Source organism: Fibrobacter succinogenes, from assembly GCF_902779965.1.
GTDB classification, from domain to species: Bacteria; Fibrobacterota; Fibrobacteria; order Fibrobacterales; family Fibrobacteraceae; genus Fibrobacter; species Fibrobacter succinogenes_F.
On the sequence record NZ_CACZDK010000051.1, the window covers coordinates 1 to 16569 of the forward strand.

Here is a 16569-nt window from a genome sequence, read left to right on the forward strand (position 1 = left end):
GACTTCCAAAGGTTTCACATCCGTACCGGTCGCCACAAGCGTCACCGTCACCGCAATGCGAAATTCCTTCTCGTTCCTGAAATCGGAAATCAGCTGATTAGAATTCCCTGCCTTGCATGTAATCTTCTGCACGAACTTTTCGGGGAGCTTGAGCCCCACCTTTTCAAATTCAACGGCAAAGGACTGTTTGATGGCCTCAATGATATTGTCGGCGTGGCTGTCGGTCTTCGCAAAGAAAAGAGTCTTGGGAATATATTTCCAATTGCGGACAGGGTCATCGCTCAAACGTTCTGGGTAAAGCGACGAATAAATGGCTTGCTTAAAGGAGTCAACGACAAGCCTAATCTGTGCCGGGTTCACGACACTGCGGTCTAATTCGGTACTTTCGTACTTTTGGTCTTCTTTCTGAATTTTCTTTTGCTTGGAACCATTCAAAAGCGTAATGCGCTCTACGTGTTCGCCCTGACCGATTGTCCCGCCCTGCGAACTGACTAGGGTCTTGATTCGGAATACGCGCGGGGGTACATTCACGCCATCGCGGATAGAATCTTCAAGGGTGTATTCCACCACCGTATTCTTGTTGAAGAACGCGTAAGCTTCTTCGGTCGGAGTCGCAGTCAATCCAACAACACGAGCCGTATTGAAATAATCGAGCACCTGTTTCCATTTGCCATAAATGGAGCGATGACATTCATCCACAATAATCAGGTCGAACGCATCTCTAGCGACCTTCAAATCTTGCGGAAGTTCAATGCTTACGGAGGACTGATCGTTTGTGGAGTCACCATCAAGTTCCGATTCGTCATCGTCGGTATCAACAAAGGTTTGCCCGGTCAAAACAGCATAAAGACGCTGGATGGTAGATATCACCACATGGGACTTTTCGATATCCTTCACGTTGTGGAGACGCTGAACGACATACTCATCGCTAAACGGAATCCCTGTTTCCGTAAGCTTGTATGTCCCGAACTCGCCTTCGGCTTGTTTGCCAAGGTTGTTGCGGTCCACCAAAAACAAAACTTTTTTAGCGGGAGTGTAATTGAGTAAGCGATACGCCGCCGTGCACGCTGTAAATGTTTTTCCCGCGCCTGTTGCAAGGACAATCAAAGCCTTTTTCTTGCCATGCTTGAAACTCAGTTCCAAATTACAGATGGCATCGTACTGGCACTGACGCAAGCCCGCTTTAGTTTTTGTCTGCACAGCAGGAATCGCAGGCATTTTCGCAAATTCAGATTTGAGTTCCGCACGAATTGCGACTTCTTTCGGCGTGAACATCTTTTTAAGTTCAAGGAACTCCAGAGGCTCTCCAGCGGCGAAATCCCTTCGGTCGCAGAACAGCAACTTGTCGCCATTACACATGAAAAGAAACGGCAACGGTTTTGTCCAAGTTTGGTACCATGGAAGAGTCCCTGCGGAGTACTTTGCAGTTTGTTCAGCAACGTGCATCCCCAAAGAGTTCTCTGCACGTTTAGCCTCAAGAACACCAATAGCCTTTCCATCTAAGAAAAGCAGATAATCCGCTTCGTTATTTCCCTTAGTTAAGGCCTCGGTGACCGCCTGTGCATGCGGAACATCCAAATATTCAGAACGAGGAACAACTGCCCAACCGGCAGCGGCGAGCATTTCATCTATCAAAACACGAGCTTGTTCTTCGGGCTTTAATTCATCCATGAATTTCTAAACCCTAAAATAACTTATTTTCTAAAAATAGAAGAAGCCCGCCTGCACGGGCATGACAAAAAAGCGGGGATGACATTAAAAAACAGATCCTCGCCTAACGACGAGGATTATGCAAGATAGAATCTGAAGCTATCCGCTTACTGCACACATCTCACCGAAAAGCCAAAAGATTTCGGTTTCATCATGTAGCTGAAGCCCATGGACTTTGACGAAAGATACCACACCGAAGCTTCGTTCCCTTCAACGTTTGCGCTCCAGAAAAATGCGAACTTGCTTTCATTGCCGTATGTTCCGTCATCGAACATGTTGCCCGCCGGCATGGCGCTAAACTTGAGCGTATCGTTTCCGTTCGTTTCGCCGGACCATCCATAATTTGCCTTGATCAAATAGCCGGCATTGAAGTCGCCACCAGCAGCCTTCCACAAGCTTTCGAAATCTTCATTTGTTGGCAATCGGAAACCCGCAGGGCAGGCGAACTTTGCCGCTTCCCACGTGTAAAGGCGTCCGTAGACCATGCAGTTATCATCATCTTCCCTATAGCAAGTGCTACCAGGCATTTTGTAATTTAAGTTGTCCGCCATCCAAGTGCGATCGGCAATTTTGACAAGGCGGTACTTTTGCTTATCGCGCGGATCTTTGAGCTCTTGCTTTTTGGCTTTTGGAGCTGCGAGAGATGCGCTAGAAGCGACGAGTGCTAAGAAGAGGATAGATGATATGTATTTCATTATGCTATAGATTGCTTCGCTTTGCTCGCAATGACGTGCAAGAGTATCAAGCAGGAATCCACTTGTGGAATCATATTTGATACTCGCAACGTCATGGCGGACCTGATCCGCCATCTTGTTTACTTTTCCACGCCGATGAGTTCTGCTTCACCGCGGCCCGGAAGCGGCTTGAAGATTTTCACATTCGCCTGTTCCGCAGGGCCACCGAAAGCCTTCATTTCGCAAACGAAGAGGTAGTTCATTCCAGCAACAACCTGCGTCGAGACGCTGAGAGGAGTCAAGCCCAAGTAAGCATAGTCCTTGGTGGCGGCGGCAAACACAGCAGAATCTTCAGCTGTGAGTGGGCGCTGTTCCGAGAAACCGCCCATAAGCATTTCATCGGTCTTGCCCGTTTCGAGATTTGCAAAGAACGCAGCAACTTCTTCCTTAGCTTTTTCGACACCGCCTTCGGCATTGATTCGCTTGTTAGAAATGCCATAGGCAAGTGTCACGTTTGCGTTCGGTTCAAGAGTCTTGAGTTCACTTGCGCTCGCCTTGCGACCGCCGCTGCCGTATGTGCAGAACGGCACAACAACCTTGCCGCTCAAATCGTTCGCTTCAAGGAATGTATAAATCGGCGGAGTGAACGTTCCGAACATAATCGGATAGCCAAGGAACACAGTATCGTACTTGGCAAGTTCCACCTTTGCGTTCACGAGAGCGGGCCACTGCCTGCTTTCGCGTTCGGCACGAACTTCGGCAATCGTGCTATCGTAAGTCGAAGGGAACGGCTTTACCAACTGGAGCTCAACTTCATCAGCATTGCGAACTTCCTTGAAAATTTGAGCCAACTTTTTAGTCGATCCCGTCTGAGAAAAATAGACCACAACAGACTTGGATGCTTGCACAGCTACATCCGTGTTACCTTCGGACAACGACTTAGAGAGAGCAGCTTCTTGCTTGTTGCAAGCGGAGAACATCGCCGATGCGGCAAATACCGCTGACACAGCGAGTGTAAGTTTCAAGGAACGGGACATAACTACCTCCAAATTAAACTTTTCAATGAAAAGATATTTATTTTTAAAACGAAGGAGTCCCATGGAATTTATTATCGTCCTATTTTTCATTTTTGCACTGTTCGTATTTATTTTCGGATGGGCAATAACAAAAAAAGAGCGGCAAGCATCCGAGCTACCGCAAAATAAAGACTTATTTACTCAAGCCAGCAAAGCCGCAAAAAGATTCAAAATAGCCACAATCGTATCTTCATCCATACCCCTATTATTGCTCATTCCATTCCTCTTCGATGAACCAACACACTCCACCGGGGATGACCTCCTTATATTTTTCATTTTTTTATCTATAATCATACTCTTTTTGTCAGGGACCTGCATTCTCAGCTACAATTACCTATTCTTCACATCTAGCGATACAAAGGCATTCTATATTCTGCTGACTCCATTTATTCCCATTTTTGCCATTGGTTCTTTTATAATACTAGTGGGCGGCGGATTTCTCGGAGTTGTTCTGATGCTGCCATACGTTATTATCTTGGCTGTAATGGCGAAAATTTTGTACTTTAAAAGGCAACAGTTCAAAGCAAAGCAGAGCGAGAGTTAATCCCCAAAAATATCATATTCGCAAATGTGGTAAGTATCTTCGAAACTGGTAAAAGTTCCATCTTTTTTAGCATGGCGGCAGACTACCGGAAGCGAGCGTTCTCTATTAACGCATCCATTTTGGACAAGAGTTTTTCCGTCAGCTTCATAAACGTTCATACAATCGACATCTTGGCAAGGGCGACCGCCCATGCCCATCGTAGAATAACCGTAATCAAAAACTTTGCCTTTGTATGTAAACCTGATTGAATAAGTTCCATGCGATCCGCCACCGTAGTATTTCACATCCGTAATTTCTTGTTTGGAACCATTGACAAAAAATTCTGCCTTATGAACATCATATACAGGGGTTAGCTCGCTTCCGATACATTTTGTCGGATTACTCTGCACATACACAAAGCCTTCGTCGCCATCATATTCAAAGCTACAAATGAGATCTTTTTCTTCAACATATCTTTTAAACACCGTGTATGCTGTGCTATCCATACAAAAAAGAGCTTCCTGATTTGGAACGCGGGTATCGAAAAGTTTCGTCGGGTCAGCGAGCGTTTCGCTACTGGACGACACGGCAACCGTCGCAGATGACGAGGACGCCGCAAGAATCACAGAGCTAGAAAGGGCAACAATGCTTGATGAACTATTTACGTCATTGCGAATACTTGATGAACAGCTCACGTCATTGCTAGAGTTCGAAGAGCTCGAAGCAATCCAAGAAGAACTGGAAGATTCTGGGTCAGGCCTGGAATGACGGGAAGAACTGGAGCACTCGCTGGAGCTTTGGGCGACATTTTGAGAAGAACTACTCACGTCATTGCGAGAGTTCGAAGAACTCGAAGCAATCCATGAGGAACTTGTTAAATTTTCAGATTCCGCGTTGAATATACTATCGGAATTTTCATCAGAGCAAGCAATAAAAAACAACGAGCAAACCGGCAATACTTTATACAAATTCATATCTATACCCCTTAAAGAATATACGGGCGAACTTGTTTAAAAATCAATTTGCGTTCCTCCCCCATCACCTTGAATTCAATGTCAAGGGCAAGAGCATCGGAATATACGTTGTAAAGTTCCGCAAAACGGTTTTGAATTCTCTGAACAAATTGGTATAGCCGGTAAATTTCGCCATCGGTGAGAATCAGCGAATCGGGACTCAGCGAAGAATGTTGTAACAACACACTCTGCACGCCACGAGCCGGTGGCGGAGAAGGAATAATCGAAATGATTTCTGGGAGTTCACCGCCTTCGGGATTCGTAATCGATGTTTCGCCCACTTGAATGTTTGCGTAAATACCCGCCACAGAATAGTCCGCGATGTTCTGTGTAATGATGACCCCATTCGCCACTTCGTTTGGATAAGCTTCGTGGACAGCCACCGCCATCTGTACCGACATGTGGTCGATATTCCAAAGAGTCCGTTCCTCGAACACCTTAAAACTCCACACCGAAGCCCACTCCTTGCGAATTTCATCAGAGGGCAAATCCTTTTCACGAGCCGTCGCTTTGACGGACTTGTAAAGCCCAGCACCGTTGAAGTCTTCCAAATCCTCGGAATTCGTGCTCGAACGCAGACGGACACCTGCTTCGCCGTAGAGCGTTCGAACTTTCGCATCTAAAGCATCACCAAAAGATTTTTCAACGGGAATATGCTTGAACATGTAGCGAATGTTGTCGAGCATTGCTTCGCGGAGGCGCGTATCCGTTTTAAAGTCTTCACGAGCGATAACATTTGTAATGTAGCCACGTAGAGAAACTCGCGGAGCCACAGCAGGCTCAGCTTCCCTAGATACAGCACTCTGCGCTTGCCGAAGTGTGCTTATGCATGCATTCTTCACTTGTGTACAAATTTCAGACGCGCGGCCTTCTTTTCCGCAATCTTCAAAAGAGCGTCCGCACAATTCTTCAGTCACCTGCGCGTAATCCATAAAGTTACTGTAATGATAGAACGGGACCGCAAAACCATCCGGAGAATTTTCAGGCAACAGCTTATGGAGTTCCGCAAGATTTGCCGCTTTTACGCCCACCGATTTTGACGACTTAAAATCGAGATTTGCAAAATCGATGAATCCCGAATCAGACAAATCATACGTCAATTTTATCGGGTTTCGCACATTCTTATTCCAGAATGCTTGAGCTTCTTCAAGCGTAGCCTCGCCCACCGTGTAGGAGTTCGCCTTGACATCGAGTTTTACTAATTTTCCGCAAAGCGCAAGCAAACTATCGGGGAGTTCATTTCCGTTAAAAGAGACATTCGGAGTCTTGCGGGCCTTCGCCGCCAAGTTCACATGCGAAAGCGGTGTTTGAGCATCTTTAGTGATTGTAGCCGCAACCAGCGGAATTTCGGCCGGGAGCGTTTCGAGAATCAGAATGTCATGCGAAGAGACAATTGCCGTATCAAGTTCTGCTGCGGTGAGCTTGCGGAGCGTGCCGTAAGCCGTTCCCGTATTCATAATCTGATACGGAATATCACCAAAAAGTTCCGCATGCGTAAAGACGAGAATGTCCGCTTTTTTAAATTCATTGGCATATTCAGCAGCAGCCCTCTCAGCGGTCGAGCCCGCTGGCATATAGAACAGCCGATTCTTTGCACCTTTTGAATTGAGGAAAAGCAATCGTTCTTGAACTAATTTATAAACCGCAGCGACTTGCACAGGCGTAATATAATCCGTCGGGAAAAACGTCAATGCAATCATGGAATCCACAGAGGCGTAATACGCAAGCGTTCCAGCGACAGTATTTTTCTCCGCACTGAAATAAGTTTCCTGATTGAAAACAGCAAGCGAGCGAGTTTCACCCAACACCATTTCCGCAAAATCATAATGATAAAAGAACTTCTTCGAGTTCATAAAATGAACTTCGGCAGAATCCGTACCAAAATCGCTAATAAGTATTTTTACCAAATAGCTTGCGCCCATTTCTGTTTTGGACGTATACGATAATTTGCGGAAGGCATCATAACCGTCTTCTTTGTAAAAACCCGTGTATTGGTCATCATTCTGGATAAAAATAGGATGAGAATCACTTGAAGATTCCGGGTCAGGGCCGGATTGACGGGAAGAACTAGAAATTGCATCGCCACATTCTCCAGATTGTTCATCACAAGGAAGAACGAGTGCAGGATTGTCATCGCTACACGCCAATAACGCAGCCATCAGCGACGCAAGCAAGAATTGAACATATGAAAAACGCCTCAAATGCATTCTAATCTCCTAACAAACTATTCTACATTAATTAGGCAAACGACTATCGCCCGGACAAAATTCAAAATTGTCGGTAAAATCACCAAACGAACCATCTTCTAAATTAGCAAAACGGCACACAATCGGCAGTTGCCGAACTTTGCTTAAATCATCACTATTAAAATTGCAACCGTCTTCTATAAGCGTTGTACCATCGGCCTCATAAACTTTGAGACAATCCATTTCTTGGCAAGGACGAAAAGCAAAACCATTTATTGAAGAACGGGAATATTCAAATACTTTGCCGTCATAGCTAAAGCGGAACGAATCGTTATGGTGATTTCCGCCCCAATCATAAGTCACGTCATTCAGCATTTCATACTTTCCGTTGACATAGAACACGGCCGAATCGACCCCAATATCAGGGTAAAAGCCCCAATGCGAAGTGCACCCCGTAGGCGAAGATTGCACATAAACATAGCCTTCCATACCCGCATACTTAAAAGAGCAAATCCAATCTTTCTGGTCGAAATCGCCTTCGAAGCCACCTATTTCTTGCGTTAAGTCGCAGTGATAAACCGCTTTTTTCGGGACCCTCGTTTTGAAAATTTGCAGTGGATCGCCAGAGACTTCTCCCGACAATCTTTTTGCAGAAGAACTTGAAGATTTCACGGAAATCGAACTCGATGAATTTTTCACGTCATTGCGAGAGTTCGAAGAGCTCGAAGCAATCCACGCGGATGAACTTGACAGGTTTTCAGACCACGCGTCAGATGCACTCGAAGAATCGTCACCGCATGCGATAACGAAAACTGCAACGCCGCCGAACAACAATTTACAGATTTTCATAATAATATACCTCGCCAACAGCCTAAATGCTCCAATTCTTTATAAAAACAACCACTGCACAACAAGCGTTAATCATTTCCTCGAGTTCGTTGATCACCTTCGCAAACTTCGAATTTATCCGTAAAGTCAAAAACTTGTTCTTCAATTTGTTTATCTGGATTCACTCCGTTACAAACGATAGGAATAGAGCGCTGTTCGTCACAACCATTCGCGACATAAGTTTTTTTATCCGATTCATAGACATTTAAGCAGTCCATTTCTTGACAAGGGCGACCTCCCCAGCCCAATGACGATTGTCCGTAACGGAATACTTTGCCTTTGTATGTAAACCACAACTTTTGCACATGATGATTTCCGCCCCATTCATACTTGACATCCGATACATCCGCAAATTTTCCATTGACATAAAATTCCGCTTTTTCAACATCATATCCAGGTATTAAGGAAAGCGCCAACCCACAAGAAATAGGATTTAACTGCACATACAAGAAACCTTTTTCGCCATCGTAATCGTAAGTGCATACAAGATCAATCTGCGAAAATGTTCCTGTAAAAACGCGGTCACCCCAATTTGTTTTTTCCTCGCATGTGTAAGCATCCAGTTTCGGGACTCGCATTTCAAAAATTTTCGAAGGATCCGTAAGGATTTCACTGGAAGATGAAAGTTCAACGCTGGACGATGAAATGACTTCGCTTGATGAACTACTTACGTCATTGCGAGAACTCGAAGAGTTCGAAGCAATCCATGAAGATGAACTGGACTGATTTTCGGACCACGCATCAAACGCACTCGAAGAATCGTCACCGCACGCGATAACGAAAAGTACTATACAGCCGAGAAAGAAATTACAGATTTTCAAAATGCGCCCCATTCTTTACCTCAAAATATTATTTAGTATTCAACTTCATAGCCCAATGTACGCGGATCACCTTCACAAACCTTGTAACTGTCCGTAAAATCGGAAACTTCACCTTTATAATTTACGTTTCTGCAAACAATAGGGAGACTACGTTCATTGCATCCGTTTTCAACATAAGTTTTTCCATCGGATTCAAAGACCTTTAAGCAGTCCATATTTTGGCATGGACGTCCGCCCCAACCCATCGTCGATTGCGAATAGCGGAAAATATTTCCCTTGTACGTAAACAATAATTTTTCTACATGGTGGTTACCACCCCATTCGTAATTAACATCCGATACATCCGCAAATTTTCCATTGACATACAATTCAGCTTTGTCAACATTGTAACGCCCCGGAGTAATAGACATTCCGCCGCCACAAGAAATTGGCGTCAACTGAACATACAAGAAACCTTGTTCACCATTGTAATCATAAGTGCAAATGACATCGTGCTGTGAAAGCGTATCCCTCATAAAGTAATCTCCGCCCGCAGGCATTTCACACGGAAGCACGCCGGACTCGGGTTTACGTATTTCAAAAATTTTCGAAGGATCCGTAAGGATTTCGCTGGAAGAGGAAAGTTCAACGCTGGAGGAAGAAGCAACAACGCTCGATGAAGACTCTGCGACACTCGACGAAGAAACTGCGGCACTGGACGAAGAAACTTCTACGCTCGAAGAGCTGCTTACGTCATTGCGAGAGCTTGAAGACATCGCGACGCTCGACGAAGATACTGCGACACTCGAAGAGGATTCCGGATCGGGCCCGGAACGACGGGATGAACTTGAGGATTTCTCGGAAATCGAACTCGATGAATTTTTCACGTCATTGCGAGAACTCGAAGAGTTCGAAGCAATCCATGAAGAACTAGATAATTCTTGAACATCTTCGCTCGACGAGCCATTTTCTGCCCATTGATAATTTGCACTAGATGAATCATCGCCACAAGCGATTATAAAAAGCAACACTCCAAGAGGCAACACCATTCGTTTCATAAACGTCTCCTTCACCATTTTCACAACCGTAAATATACAACAGCAGTCCGAAGAAGTCAATACTTTTATGCAACAAAACATCAATTTTCTATCAAAAATCACAAATTATAAGCAATAAAATTTACAAAACATTTCTATATGCTACACTTGTAGCATATAGAAAATAATATTCCAAAACACCCCTATATAGCCCCTCCATTAATTTGTTCCCTTACGATCTCGCATATTTTTGTTTACATCTTTTGTTCTTCTTTTTATTTATTTTCTATACGGGATTTTAATTGGATTAGGGATTACAAGAGGAGTACAAAATGAGAAAGACTCATGCTTTAGCGGGTCTTGTGCTTGGCACAGCCCTTTTGGGTGCAGGCCTAACAAACGCCTTCGCCGCAGACGAAACCCTTAGATCCCTTGCCGATAAAAACGGAATCTACATCGGCGCGATTTTGAACTCGCAGTGGTTCAGCGGCGGTCTTCCAGGCAATTACGAACAGATTCACAAAGCACAGTTCAATATCGTCGTTGCCGAAAACGAGATGAAGTTCGACGCTACCGAACCGCAAGAAGGCAGATTCAATTACAACAATGGCGACAAAATGGTCAAGTACGCTCAGCAAAACGGCATGCGCGTTCGCGGCCACGCCCTCGCTTGGCACAGTCAAGTTCCGGGCTGGGTGAACAACTACAGGAACGACAAGCAAAAACTGCTCAAGGTGCTCAAGAACCACATCCAAAACGTGGTCGGACACTGGAAAGGCAAAGTTGCCGAATGGGACGTGGTGAACGAAGCCATCAGCAATAACGAACCCCAGTGGCGCACCCAATCCGTCTGGTACCAAGGTATCGGTCCTGAATTCATCGACTCTGCATTCGTGTGGACTCACGAAGTCGATCCCGACGCCGAACTTTGCTATAACGACTACAACCTTGAACAGGGCGTCAATCCGAAAGCCAAGGCCGGCTTCTTGCTGGAACAGGTGAAGCGTTGGGTCAAGAACGGCATTCCTATCCATTGCGTGGGTTCCCAGACTCACGTGGAAGACACCACCACCGACAAGCATTTTATCGGTTCGCCGGATAGCCTCCGCTCCCTCGCCAAGGAACTCGCTAAACTTAATGTCAAGCTGAAAATTACAGAACTTGATATCGGATTCAAGAGCGGCATCAACGTCAGCAAAAAAGACCTTGAACGCCAGGGACAGACCTTCCGTCAATACCTGGACATCATCCTCGAAGAACCGAATGCGGACACTTACCTCATTTGGGGCGTTTCTGATAAATGGAGCTGGCTCGGCGGCCTGAATAGGCAAAAAGGCCTTATCTATGACGACAATTTGAAACCGAAGCCCGCATTCGACAGTATCTTGGTGAGACTCCAGACATTCGAGCCGCCCAAGGACACCTCTAAGAAGGATTCCGTGGTCAACGATTCGACCAAGAAAGATTCTACGGTCAAGGATTCAACGAAAAAAGATACGACAGATGCCATTAAGCCATTCATCGCACCGAGCAATATTTCCATGCATATCGCAGGCCGCACTCTGTTCGTGACCGGAGCAAAGGCCACCAAAGTGGATGTTTTCGACATGCAGGGTCGCCCCATCTTTAGCGCAGAAAACAACAAGGGCGTCTTTGACCTATCCACAATCGCCGAAGGCCTTTACGTGGTACGAGTGCAAAGCGGATTCTCGAATTTAACCAAACGGATTTCCATTAAAGGTCACCTCTAAAAACTCATTTTCAAAAATTTGGCTGCGACACTTCGCGCTGGTTCGTCATTCAAAGTGGCAAATACCTCCAGTATTCACCACTTTTCATTCCTGCCAGCACTTGGTCTCGCTCAAATTTTCTTTACCAAAGCATTTTTTAGAGGCTCCCTAAATAGATTTCACCTCTTAATGAACTAGGGACCGGGATTTTTCCTGGTCCCTTTTTATTTGACTTTCGAAAACGTTTTATATATCTTTCGGGGTGGTGTAAATGGGTAAAGAGGAAAAAATGAGAAAGATTCATTCTTTGTCACGTATTGCGCTAGGTGCCGCAATTTTGGGCGCGGGCTTCATGAACGCCAATGCCGCAGATGAAACCATTCGACAGCTTGCCAAGGAACGCGGCCGCTTTATCGGAACCATATTGAATAGCGAATGGTTCAACGATGATATCGAACCAGAATTCCAAGAAATTCACAAGACTCAATTCAACGTGGTCGTGGCTGAAAACGAAATGAAATTCGACGCGACTGAACCGAAAGAAAACGAATTCAATTTTGAAAAAGGCGACAAAATGATTAAATACGCTCAAGCAAACGGCTTGCGCGTACGCGGTCATGCTCTCGCCTGGCACAGCCAAGTCGCAAACTGGGTCAACAACTACAGCGGGCAAAAAGAAAAATTGCTTGCCGTACTCAAGAACCACATCACCAAAGTTGTCAGCCATTGGAAGGGCAAAATCGCCGAATGGGATGTTGTCAACGAGGCGGTCAACGACGATTACAATGCCGATTGGCGTTCTACAAACTCCGTTTGGTACGAAGGCATCGGCGCTGAATTTTTGGATTCTGCATTTGTCTGGGCGCACGAAGCCGATCCGGATGCAGAACTTTGTTATAACGACTATTCCCTCGAATGGGGCCTGCGGGAAGGCTCCAAAGCAAGCTTTGTCGTGGAACAAGTCAAGCGCTGGAAAAAGAACAACATTCCAATAACTTGTGTGGGCACACAAACCCACATTGAAATCGCACACGAAACAACACCGCAAAATGTGCGCGCTTTGGCAAAAGCACTCGCAGAACTCAACGTGACTTTGAACATTACCGAGCTCGACATCGGATTTCCGAAAGGTTCGGCAGGCAAGCTCACTGCCGCCGACTACGCCAAGCAAGGACACCTGTACCGTCAATTCATGGACGTGTTCCTCGAAGAGCCGAACATGGGCGAATTCGTGATTTGGGGACTTACCGATGCTCACAGCTGGCTTGACGAACAGCAAGGTAAGACACAAGCGCTCCTTTTTGATAAGCAATACAAACCGAAGCCCGCATTCGACAGCGTTATGGCAAGCCTAAAAGCGCACCCCGCCTCTGAAGTAAAGTCGCCATACCCAGATTCTATCCTCAACCCGCCCGACAGTTGCAAAACGGGGAATTGCGTCGATTCCATAAACGCAATCAAACCTAGCGTCTTTGCAAACAACATTTCTATATTCATTACTGGGCGCACATTATACATTGCTGGCGCAACCGAGGCGAACAGCGCAAAAATTGACATATTCGACATGCAGGGGCGCCCGATATTCAGTACAAAGTGCATTAACGGCACAGCCGACCTATCCGCTATTGCCGAAGGACTTTACGTAGTCCGCGTGCATGATGGATCCACAAGCATTGTCAAGAAAATGGCTATAAAGTAATAGATACTAACATTTTTAAGCAAGTCACAGCAACAAGTGTGACTTTTTCATTTTTAAGATTCTAAAGCGTCGGCCAAGGATGGGGAGGGTGCAGGGAGGGGCCCGTGCGGCCTTCGCAACTCCGAGCTGGGGCCCCGCCCGCATGAAGTTTTTTTCAAAAATTTTTATAAAAAATTCTTTAATGTAACCTAGTCACAGTTTTACCGCACCGCAAAATCTAAAATATAGGTGTAAACAAGAAAAAAGAGGTAAAACAATGGCAGAATTACAAATCACCAAAGACAACTTTGAACAAGAAGTCCTCAATTCCGACAAGCCCGTTCTGATTGACTTTTGGGCACCGTGGTGCGGCCCGTGCCGTATGCTCTCGCCCACCATCGCAGAAATTGCCGAGGAAAGCAAGGACAAAGTAAAAGTCGGTAAGGTAAACGTTGACGAAGAAAGCGAACTTGCAAGCATGTTCCGGGTATCCAGCATTCCGTTACTCGTCGTCATGAAAAACGGCAAAGTTGTGAACTCCTCCGTCGGCGTCCGCCCGAAAGACCAAATCTTGAAAATGATTTAATCTAGTCTCCTCAACCCATAACCCCCGCCGGTGAATGCTGCGCGGGGTTCTTCGCTTTAAGAAATAACAAAAGGCAGACTCGCTCTACGCACCAAAACAGCCAACTTTTATATATTACAAGAGGGAGCGTTTTATGATTACAAGACTCAACGCAACGCCAATCAGCCAAATTCTTTCAAAGATTCCGTTTTGGGCAAACCTTTCTTCCGAAGAGAAGGCGCTCGTGTCGCAACGTGCCTTGACAAAAAGTTTCAACAAGGACCAAATCATAACAAGCGACCATTCCGCATGCCTCGGGATTATCCTCATCCTCAAGGGAGGGGTCCGCATCAGCCTCATTTCCGATGAAGGTCGCGAAATCACGCTCTACCGCGCCCACGCAGGCGAGTTCTGCGTTTCAACCGCTTCGTGCGTCATTCACCAGCTGACATTTGAAGCGAACGTTTCGGCAGAAGAAGATACGACCGTACTCGTCATTCCTTCATCCGTTACAGCCCGGCTCATGGAAATGAACATCTACGTGCGTTCATTTGTCTTTGAACAGGAGACAGAACGTTATTCGCAAACGATTTGGGCCATCCAGCAGATGCTCTTCAAAAAATTCGACCAGCGCCTCGCCACTTACTTCATTGACGCCTACCAAAGCACTGGCAAGCCCGAAATCAAGAAAACCCAAGAAGAAATCGCCCGCGACGTGAATTCTGCCCGTGAGGTGGTCGCCCGCATGCTCAAGGATTTTGCAGCCAAGGGGTTTGTCGAAATCAGACGCGGGAAAATCGTACTCAAGAACGCCGAAGGGCTGAAAAAGCTGGTATAGAAAAGGCAAAAAAATATATATATTCAAGTCATCAACAAACTATAAAACAACTAAAAAAAGTAGAATATGCAAACAACATATATACAAAAGAATAACAAAGCAACACATGCAAATAAAAACGACGTATATTCGGTAAACGATCATTCAGCACAAGCAAGTTGTTTGCAACGTAAGAATGATTTTATAAATAAAGCATCACAGCGCAAGGCAACACCCCACTTCATCCAACGAGCAAAAAATCCAGTTCAACATCCAAACAACACGGGACTTCCCGATAATTTAAAAAATGGTGTGGAAAGACTTTCTGGATATTCGCTAGACAACGTACGAGTACATTATAACAGCCCCAAACCAGCAACAGTCCAAGCACTAGCCTACACCCAAGGCACAGATATTCATGTTGCATCTGGTCAAGAACACGTGCTTCCACACGAAGCCTGGCATGTCACCCAACAAATGGCGGGAAGAGTGACGCCAACAATAAATGTAAATGGAACACCAGTTAATGACAATGCCGAATTAGAACATGAAGCGGATATTATGGGAGAAAAGGCTGTACAATGCAAAAAAATGGGGGGAGGATGTAAAAAAAACATAAACCAACAATGTTGTCAACGAGCATTAACATTTAAAGGAGTATTTGATAAGACCACAAAACAAAAACTGCAAGATTTTACAGCAATATGGCTTTCAGATCTCCTTAACAAACCCCCTTCAGATTACAAAATGAGTCGTTCTTTTGCAGGAGGAAGCCCCCTAGAATTACTAGAGACTATTCGTGAGTTAGTAAACAAAAACGACATCGACGACTTTATTCTTGACGATACAAATGACAATACTTTAGCAAAAATCAAAATGCATGTAGAACGGATAATAGCCCAAAAGAAACCAGAACAAACGCTGGAGGTTATTGTAATGTCAGATACAGAAATACAACATTATGGAATAACATTTAAAATTGACGTTTCAAAAACTTATACAGAAAGAATAGATAAATACAAAAATGCACTGAAAAATGGGATAGCAAAGAGTGCCAAAAATGCAACCGGCATAAAATACCTAAACGTCGCTAAAACTTTATTTGAATTAAAAGTTGGGAACAGCAACTACAGACTAGTTGGAAAACGTGAAGGAGACCAAGTTAATTTTGATACGGAAAAAGACCACACAAATGTCAACCTATGGATTCGACAAAATTCATAACTGCGAAATGCAAAAAACACGGTTAACAATGAACACTAAATACACGCCAACAATAACCACAAAAACAGCCTGTTATGAAAAACTTTCATAGCAACAAAAAACGAGATTTTGCAATCTCAAAAAATAACTAAAACTCACGTAAAAATGCGAAAACAAGTTTTCGCGCCTCACTCGCCTTGCGCACTTTTTCTATCTTTGCTCCCCGAATGGCGCATTCCGCGCCGCATTAACTAACCGGAGGCTTAAAATGGCACTTCAATTCTATAACACTGCATCGCGTAAGAAAGAAATTTTCACACTTCCTGAAGGCGTTCCCGCCGTGCGCATGTACTGTTGTGGCCCGACGGTGTACCATTTCGCTCACATCGGCAACCTCCGCACATACATTTTCGAAGACTTCTTGGTCCGTACGCTCAACTACTACGGCTACAAGGTGAACCACATCGTGAACATCACCGACGTGGGACACTTGACGAGCGACGCTGACTCTGGCGACGACAAAATGGAAAAGGGCGCAGCCCGCGAAGGCAAGTCCGTATGGGACATCGCGAAGTTCTACACCGACGCTTTCATGGCCGACTGGCACCGCCTCAACATCCAGGAACCGACCCGCTGGACGCCTGCCACGCAGCACATCCAGGAACAGAT

At 45.3% G+C, this 16569-nt stretch carries 12 protein-coding genes and 3 pseudogenes; 7 read left to right on the plus strand and 8 right to left on the minus strand.

What is annotated here, in order from left to right:
- The 3 genes from HUF13_RS16255 to HUF13_RS16265 form a co-directional block, all read right to left on the minus strand.
- On the minus strand, window positions 1-1671 hold a 1671-nt coding region (locus HUF13_RS16255), incomplete at its 3' end, for a DEAD/DEAH box helicase family protein (RefSeq protein WP_173476087.1).
- A 146-nt stretch (window positions 1672-1817) separates the two neighbouring features.
- Window positions 1818-2519 carry a fibrobacter succinogenes major paralogous domain-containing protein gene (locus tag HUF13_RS16260; protein ID WP_173476088.1) on the minus strand — a complete coding sequence of 234 codons (702 nt, stop codon included), beginning with the start codon at window positions 2517-2519 and terminating at the stop codon, window positions 1818-1820.
- Window positions 2520-2524: 5 nt separating this feature from the next.
- Window positions 2525-3421, minus strand: coding sequence for a flavodoxin (locus HUF13_RS16265; RefSeq protein WP_173476089.1), 897 nt, complete (start codon window positions 3419-3421; stop codon window positions 2525-2527).
- Window positions 3422-3482: 61 nt separating this feature from the next.
- Between HUF13_RS16265 and HUF13_RS16270 the strand changes: the two genes are divergently transcribed.
- A complete protein-coding gene (locus HUF13_RS16270) occupies window positions 3483-4004 on the plus strand; it encodes a hypothetical protein (protein WP_173389608.1) in 522 nt (173 codons plus the stop codon).
- Here HUF13_RS16270 and HUF13_RS16275 read toward each other — a convergent pair.
- The 5 genes from HUF13_RS16275 to HUF13_RS16295 form a co-directional block, all read right to left on the minus strand.
- Window positions 4001-4957 (minus strand): hypothetical protein, encoded by a 957-nt coding sequence (locus HUF13_RS16275; protein WP_173476090.1) that lies wholly within the window; start codon window positions 4955-4957, stop codon window positions 4001-4003. The two genes, HUF13_RS16270 and HUF13_RS16275, sit on opposite strands and share 4 nt — an antisense overlap.
- Before the next feature lie 11 nt (window positions 4958-4968).
- A complete protein-coding gene (locus HUF13_RS16280) occupies window positions 4969-7203 on the minus strand; it encodes a PEP/pyruvate-binding domain-containing protein (RefSeq protein ID WP_173476091.1) in 2235 nt (744 codons plus the stop codon).
- Window positions 7204-7230: 27 nt separating this feature from the next.
- Window positions 7231-8031 carry a hypothetical protein gene (locus HUF13_RS16285; RefSeq protein WP_173476092.1) on the minus strand — a complete coding sequence of 267 codons (801 nt, stop codon included), beginning with the start codon at window positions 8029-8031 and terminating at the stop codon, window positions 7231-7233.
- Window positions 8032-8099: 68 nt separating this feature from the next.
- The gene (locus HUF13_RS16290; protein ID WP_173476093.1) at window positions 8100-8891 is read right to left on the minus strand and encodes a hypothetical protein; all 792 of its coding nucleotides are present in this window, start codon (window positions 8889-8891) and stop codon (window positions 8100-8102) included.
- Between the two features lie 32 nt (window positions 8892-8923).
- Window positions 8924-9928: a hypothetical protein gene (locus HUF13_RS16295; protein WP_173476094.1), complete on the minus strand. Its 1005-nt coding sequence runs from the start codon at window positions 9926-9928 to the stop codon at window positions 8924-8926.
- A gap of 311 nt (window positions 9929-10239) precedes the next feature.
- On the opposite strand from HUF13_RS16295, the gene HUF13_RS16300 reads away from it, so the two are divergent.
- From HUF13_RS16300 to HUF13_RS16325, 6 genes and pseudogenes are all read left to right on the plus strand, one after another.
- Window positions 10240-11658 carry an endo-1,4-beta-xylanase gene (locus HUF13_RS16300; RefSeq protein WP_173476095.1) on the plus strand — a complete coding sequence of 473 codons (1419 nt, stop codon included), beginning with the start codon at window positions 10240-10242 and terminating at the stop codon, window positions 11656-11658.
- Between the two features lie 268 nt (window positions 11659-11926).
- Window positions 11927-13336, plus strand: a complete 1410-nt coding sequence (locus tag HUF13_RS16305; protein ID WP_173476096.1) for an endo-1,4-beta-xylanase — start codon at window positions 11927-11929, stop codon at window positions 13334-13336.
- A gap of 244 nt (window positions 13337-13580) precedes the next feature.
- Window positions 13581-13901 (plus strand): annotated as a pseudogene (gene trxA / locus HUF13_RS16310) (thioredoxin); the annotation flags it as partial.
- Window positions 13902-14034: 133 nt separating this feature from the next.
- A complete protein-coding gene (locus tag HUF13_RS16315; RefSeq protein WP_173476098.1) occupies window positions 14035-14718 on the plus strand; it encodes a Crp/Fnr family transcriptional regulator in 684 nt (227 codons plus the stop codon).
- 240 nt (window positions 14719-14958) lie between these two features.
- Window positions 14959-15273 (plus strand): annotated as a pseudogene (locus HUF13_RS17680) (DUF4157 domain-containing protein); the annotation flags it as partial.
- A gap of 895 nt (window positions 15274-16168) precedes the next feature.
- Window positions 16169-16569, plus strand: a pseudogene (locus HUF13_RS16325) (cysteine--tRNA ligase); the annotation flags it as partial.